General features: G+C 29.5%; 3 protein-coding genes and 1 CRISPR repeat array. Of the genes, 2 read left to right on the top strand and 1 reads right to left on the bottom strand.

Annotated features, from left to right (window positions below; genetic code table 11):
* The first annotated feature begins 27 nt into the window (after nt 1–27).
* On the top strand, nt 28–516 hold the full coding sequence (locus LQK79_RS14800) for a YARHG domain-containing protein (protein WP_231017053.1): 489 nt from the start codon (nt 28–30) through the stop codon (nt 514–516).
* Nucleotides 517–562: 46 nt separating this feature from the next.
* Complete coding sequence (locus LQK79_RS14805; RefSeq protein WP_231017054.1) at nt 563–703, top strand: hypothetical protein; 141 nt, start codon at nt 563–565, stop codon at nt 701–703.
* Between the two features lie 203 nt (nt 704–906).
* Here LQK79_RS14805 and LQK79_RS14810 read toward each other — a convergent pair whose 3' ends face one another.
* Nucleotides 907–1,152, bottom strand: a complete 246-nt coding sequence (locus LQK79_RS14810; RefSeq protein ID WP_231017055.1) for a hypothetical protein — start codon at nt 1,150–1,152, stop codon at nt 907–909.
* 461 nt (nt 1,153–1,613) lie between these two features.
* A CRISPR array of direct repeats spans nt 1,614–6,424; the repeat unit is 30 nt; unit sequence GTTGAACCTTAACATAGGATGTATTTAAAT.
* Nucleotides 6,425–6,499 lie beyond the last annotated feature (75 nt).

Consider the following 6,499-nt stretch of genomic DNA (forward strand, 5'->3'; position numbering starts at 1 on the left):
ATAAATAAAAAAAGTGGAGTTGGTATTGTGTCAAATTATGAAAAAATGAATAATTATATAAATTACCATAATGAAATAAAAGTAAAAAAATCTACTACAAAGCTTGTAGGTGCAGTTGCAGCTTTTATTATTATATTGATGATTTTTATTCATTTTAAAATACTAGCTGGTACATCTGCGAAAAAAGTTGATAAATTAAACACAACAAATTCAAGCAAAACTGTAACAAAGGTTCACAAAACTTCGAAGAGCAGCAAATATATCCTGCAAGATAGTGATAAATATAAGGTGACGGATGTTCAGCTTAAAAGGCTTACAGGTTATGAGCTTATGATGGCAAGAAATGAGATATTTGCAAGACACGGATATGTTTTTAAAAAAGAGCCTTTTAAAAGTTATTTTGAAGCAAAAAGTTGGTATACACCAAATCCAAGCTTTAAAGGATATGATTCACAGTTAAGCAGTGTAGAGAAATACAATATTAAGCAGATATTAAAATACGAGAATATGAAATAGAATGTTTGCTTAATCTAAGGAACTTAATGTGTCTTTAGATTATTTGATGTTAGATATTATGAAATCTTCTGAAAACAATAAAACATTATCCAGTAGTATAATGGTACTAACGGGGAAAATTACAATTAAATCATATGATGGAAAATCAATTTATTTATTAAATTCAAGATACAGTTATGAAAAGTAAATACTGCAAATTTGTAATGTCACGAAAAAAATTCTTGATTTTTGATTACAAAATCCTACAATATTAAATTTTTATATATAGTTGACAAAACATAAAATAAAGTTAGTTATAAAAGATTAACACGCAGCCTTCATGCAGTATTTTATATTGATATGTAAAGGTTGTGTGTTTTTATAATTGTTAAAAAAATTAATCAGTTACCGTTACTTCATATCAATAGCCTTTACTACTACGGCATCGACATTTTTTAAATCGTCAATCATAGCTTTTAATGTTTCTTCTTTGTCGCGAAAGTTTAAAGTTATAAGTCCATGCTCCCTTTCACCTGGGTCATGGGTTCCAAATCTAGAAATAATGCTATCACCGTATTTTGTTAGTATTTCTTGAACCTGTGGGGCAGACTTTGTTCTCTTATCAACAACAATTCCAACTATACTTAATTTATCCAAAATTATTCATCCTCCTTTAATGTTGTATTATTATATCCAATTTTGGGTTTAATATTCATTTTGATACATCAAAATTCTTTGAAAAATCCAACACCTTTGAAGTTTTTAAAAGTAATGCCTAATGTTGTATGGCGTTTTAGTTTTAACTTAAAAAAGGAATTATAAAAAAAGAAGATAAAATAAAGTTATTTCAAAAAATACTATTTGATTTTGGCATAGGTACTAAAACTAATGTCGGATATGGAAGATTTGATGAAAATTACGACGGAGTTTAAATAAAAGAAATTTTCCAACCGCTAGAATAAATTAAAGTGTTTCAAAACATTGAATACCAATGCATTGAAGCGATTCTTATATGCTTTTTTAAAAAATGAAAATCGGTTGGAAAAATTTCTATGAAGTCCTTTATTAGCGCGGGCTAAAGGAGTATAATAAAAATAAAGAATGGCTTATTTACAGTGGTTGAACCTTAACATAGGATGTATTTAAATAAATTAATTGATATTTCCGCACCTTCTTTCAATTGTGTTGAACCTTAACATAGGATGTATTTAAATAAATTACAACTCTGCAATTCTTTTGCTAACATATACGTTGAACCTTAACATAGGATGTATTTAAATGTTCTGTGCCAGCTGTTCTATTCAAATATGCTATGCGTTGAACCTTAACATAGGATGTATTTAAATCTTCTTGCATTTCTTTCTGGTTGAACCATGCTACTGTTGAACCTTAACATAGGATGTATTTAAATTTATCAAGTAACGATTGCATTACATCATCTGGAAGTGTTGAACCTTAACATAGGATGTATTTAAATCATTCTGCATATATGAAATCCTTATCTTTCCTTAGAGTTGAACCTTAACATAGGATGTATTTAAATTTGTCAGTTACACGTACTGGCTGATTAGAAATTTGCGTTGAACCTTAACATAGGATGTATTTAAATCCTATAACACCAAAATCATGGAATATTGTCATATAGTTGAACCTTAACATAGGATGTATTTAAATGTATCAAACCAAAGATTATCAGTTATTGTAATGTTGGTTGAACCTTAACATAGGATGTATTTAAATTTGTGTCCTCCTTGTTGTTTGTTCCCTTGCTATGCCGTTGAACCTTAACATAGGATGTATTTAAATAAGGCATTAGCAGACGTATTAGACAACACGCTTAAAGTTGAACCTTAACATAGGATGTATTTAAATGTTTTATTTGATTAATCATGCTAGTCCATTTAAGGTTGAACCTTAACATAGGATGTATTTAAATTGGTGTATACCCAAAGAAAATACCAATAGCTATAACGTTGAACCTTAACATAGGATGTATTTAAATGCGTTGTTAGTAGTGCAATGATAGCTGCAACGTTGGGTTGAACCTTAACATAGGATGTATTTAAATGTATCTATATATAATCTGTCAGCCGTAATTACTGCGTTGAACCTTAACATAGGATGTATTTAAATTGACTTAAGGCATTTTAATGCCACTATGATGTTAAAGTTGAACCTTAACATAGGATGTATTTAAATTGTATCTCCTTCAGTGATTTTGTCTGAAATACTAAAAGTTGAACCTTAACATAGGATGTATTTAAATGGACCATACTCACTTACTATAGTTCCTTCTATAAGAGTTGAACCTTAACATAGGATGTATTTAAATTTCTTTTTCTATTCTATAGACTTCATTTTCGCTATCCGTTGAACCTTAACATAGGATGTATTTAAATAAACTGAAACTGTGGAAACAAATACATTTTGCATTGTTGAACCTTAACATAGGATGTATTTAAATCCATGCAGTATGTTTTACCGCTACTATTAATGCCAGTTGAACCTTAACATAGGATGTATTTAAATATCTTTAGTATTTCATATTGCCCAATAATATCATTGTTGAACCTTAACATAGGATGTATTTAAATGTAGATCCTTTCGTGCCTACACTATTTATAGTGCCAGTTGAACCTTAACATAGGATGTATTTAAATTTATTCATTCTTAATTACTTCCTTTCCTTTACCTGTTGAACCTTAACATAGGATGTATTTAAATTAGCTGTTGCCATATCTTCAGTTGCTTTTATAGTGTTGAACCTTAACATAGGATGTATTTAAATCTACATCTAATACGTTACCAATTACAATTCCTACGGTTGAACCTTAACATAGGATGTATTTAAATAAAACTTTTTTGAATCTTCGTCTACCAGTATCTTTGTTGAACCTTAACATAGGATGTATTTAAATGTGAATATTTTTATAAGCTGTTTCAATATATTCACGTTGAACCTTAACATAGGATGTATTTAAATTTGCTAATCGAGAAAGGTGATTTCTAAGGGTTTTACGTTGAACCTTAACATAGGATGTATTTAAATTCAAATAGAGTAATATCATTAGATTTAAAAACAGCGTTGAACCTTAACATAGGATGTATTTAAATAGTAGGAATAGATAAATATAATGCTGTTCTACAAAGTTGAACCTTAACATAGGATGTATTTAAATCGACCTAGGCAAGATTGGACAGTTTGAAAAGCCTAAGTTGAACCTTAACATAGGATGTATTTAAATTTCTATCGTAAAGTAGATGAAAAATCAAATAGAAGGGTTGAACCTTAACATAGGATGTATTTAAATTTCAATACTTTTTAAAATATAGTAATTATGATTTAGTTGAACCTTAACATAGGATGTATTTAAATTCCGTTGAAAGCAGCAATGAAAGAGGCAGATGAAAGTTGAACCTTAACATAGGATGTATTTAAATCCTTCAACTACCGTGCTTCTGTATGTCTCTCTTATCGTTGAACCTTAACATAGGATGTATTTAAATCTGTAACTGATACCCATGTTTTTAGTAGGATCCAGTTGAACCTTAACATAGGATGTATTTAAATTATAAAACTTTATTTATGTCGATCATTTACCATATTGTTGAACCTTAACATAGGATGTATTTAAATTAACTCAATTAGCATTTAGATATCAACCATATGCGTTGAACCTTAACATAGGATGTATTTAAATGTGATTTCACATTTTGGCTCTAGCCTTTTCAATGATGTTGAACCTTAACATAGGATGTATTTAAATCTATAGTCCAAAATGGTATGCTTACAACTCTTGATGTTGAACCTTAACATAGGATGTATTTAAATGGTCTAGCTTCTTGCTCTATATTAAAATCTATTATGTTGAACCTTAACATAGGATGTATTTAAATGAATCCTTGAGTATATCACTTATGGAACATCATATTGTTGAACCTTAACATAGGATGTATTTAAATATGCTACAAAGTGGTCTTGTGTTAATGGCATTTCTGGTTGAACCTTAACATAGGATGTATTTAAATTTAAAACTTGATGGTTTTTAAATGCTTGATCTGATTGGTTGAACCTTAACATAGGATGTATTTAAATTTTTTAGTATTATTAATGCTTTGGCTTATAATTTCTGTTGAACCTTAACATAGGATGTATTTAAATAAATGCTTTTGAAATTTTATTGTTACCTCTATTGGTTGAACCTTAACATAGGATGTATTTAAATCTAAAATACTTTCAATTCTTTCATCTGCTTCCTTCGTTGAACCTTAACATAGGATGTATTTAAATTTAAACTCAACTATGCTTTCTTTCAAGTCAACTGGTTGAACCTTAACATAGGATGTATTTAAATTGCGTTAAAGCGTATTTATTTATAAGCTGCTGGTGTTGAACCTTAACATAGGATGTATTTAAATGTAGAGTGTAATAAATCTGATATTTTTTCCTTCATGTTGAACCTTAACATAGGATGTATTTAAATCCTATCTCTACAAGCAAAGCAAGTTGCATACTCTGCGTTGAACCTTAACATAGGATGTATTTAAATAAGTTCTACAGACAGAGTTGTAAAATCTGTTGTTGGTTGAACCTTAACATAGGATGTATTTAAATCTATTTGGAAATTTAAAATCTTGGGAAAAGACAAAGGTTGAACCTTAACATAGGATGTATTTAAATTATAAGTAGCAATGCGACCAAAAGTTTATGTAAGTGTTGAACCTTAACATAGGATGTATTTAAATTTGCACATCTTTGTCCCTCCAATTCTCCAGTATTGTTGAACCTTAACATAGGATGTATTTAAATCGATAGAAATAAAATACGAACCAAGAGAGTTAAGAGTTGAACCTTAACATAGGATGTATTTAAATCCTACAGCAACAAGCGTAACTATAAAAGTGCAACACGTTGAACCTTAACATAGGATGTATTTAAATCAATTGGCAGATATTCCTCAACAAACTTATATTACAGGTTGAACCTTAACATAGGATGTATTTAAATAAAAAAGTATGGGAGGTAACAATTGATGAACGATTTGTTGAACCTTAACATAGGATGTATTTAAATCTGTATTATAGCTCTGTTAGTCTAAATCCAAAGCTTGTTGAACCTTAACATAGGATGTATTTAAATAATTTTATCCCTTTGTAATGTTTAGGGTGAATATGTTGAACCTTAACATAGGATGTATTTAAATCCGATTAACGTTACGCTCATGCCTTCCGTTTTTAGCGTTGAACCTTAACATAGGATGTATTTAAATCAGAAGGATATGGATTTCTATAATTTAAGACAAATGTTGAACCTTAACATAGGATGTATTTAAATCTACAATGTCAATTGACTTGCAATTGACAGTTAAAAGTTGAACCTTAACATAGGATGTATTTAAATGACCGCAAGCAAGGAATATGACACAAAAGAAGGTTGTTGAACCTTAACATAGGATGTATTTAAATCAATCTTTGAACATACTTGCAGATCGTGAACCCGAGGTTGAACCTTAACATAGGATGTATTTAAATAGCTACTAGAAACCACATAAAAGTTTTAGAAGAAAAGTTGAACCTTAACATAGGATGTATTTAAATAAGAGAAAATAGTTTCGGATTGTTTGGGCAAGCAGGGTTGAACCTTAACATAGGATGTATTTAAATCGATAGAAATAAAATACGAACCAAGAGAGTTAAGAGTTGAACCTTAACATAGGATGTATTTAAATCCTACAGCAACAAGCGTAACTATAAAAGTGCAACACGTTGAACCTTAACATAGGATGTATTTAAATCAATTGGCAGATATTCCTCAACAAACTTATATTACAGGTTGAACCTTAACATAGGATGTATTTAAATTACGAAGCCACTTAAGGAGGTGATGCAGTTAACAAGTGTTGAACCTTAACATAGGATGTATTTAAATATAAATGTCAAGATTAAAATGTAACTTTTTGATCATTTAAGGCTGTAGGTTTTAGTGTTCTTCCTGCTTTATATG

Source organism: Clostridium guangxiense, assembly GCF_021043395.1.
Taxonomy (GTDB): Bacteria; Bacillota; Clostridia; order Clostridiales; family Clostridiaceae; genus Clostridium_S; species Clostridium_S guangxiense.

Coding starts and splice junctions, on each gene's coding strand:
- LQK79_RS14805 (WP_231017054.1), top strand. CDS start 563: ATGTTAGATATTATGAAATCTTCTGAAAACAATAAAACATTATCCAGT.